The sequence below is a fragment of the Undibacterium sp. TJN19 genome (assembly GCF_049339485.1).
Classification (GTDB): Bacteria; Pseudomonadota; Gammaproteobacteria; order Burkholderiales; family Burkholderiaceae_D; genus Undibacterium.
Map to the genome: position 1 here is coordinate 1 of NZ_JBMPPL010000054.1, position 690 is coordinate 690.

General features: G+C 53.6%; 1 pseudogene. It reads right to left on the bottom strand.

What is annotated here, in order from left to right:
* Positions 1 to 690: pseudogene (locus ACO0LH_RS28485) on the bottom strand (hypothetical protein); the annotation flags it as partial.

The following is a 690-nucleotide window of genomic DNA, read 5'->3' on the forward strand; positions in this document are numbered from 1 at the left end:
TGCTGTACCGATAGTGACTGTGCCTGTATGGGAAGCAACGCTACCCAGGGCTACGGTGTTGTTTTCAGAATCAGCATCAATGATGGTGACGTTTTCAGACGCGCCTGTGGTCAGGGTGACGTTGAAACGTGGGTCGGTGTTCAAGCCTTCAGCGATCGTCAATGCCACGGTGTCGTTGGCTGTGTCTGTTGCCAGACGGGCATTGATGATGTTTTGGGTGATGCCGTTGGAACCTGTATCACTGTGTTGAATAGTGATGGCTGCTGCTTGGCCGACGGTCAGTTTGTTCAGGTTGAATGTGGATGTACCTGCAACTGGTGCGGAGTCGGCTGGGGCTGCAACAAAGGTGTTGGAGACGTTACGAACCAATACGCCTGTGACGTCTGGCAGTTTGCTGAAGTCAACGGATTGTGCCGCATTGTTCAACAGAACTTGGACTGCTTCCACTTTGGTGACAACGCTGGAGGTGGCTGTGATGTTACCGCCATTGACAACGATCAATGTGTCGTTACCGTCGCCGCCTGTGAGGCTGTCGCCAGCTTCGATGGTGTCAGCCAGGATGAAGGTGTCGTTACCTTTGCCGCCGATGATGGAGACGTTTTGTGCGGAACCGGATGTATCTGCTGCACCTGTTGTGAAGATGCCGTTGCCCAGGTTGATGGTCAGGTTACCTGTGAAGGCAGACGCGTC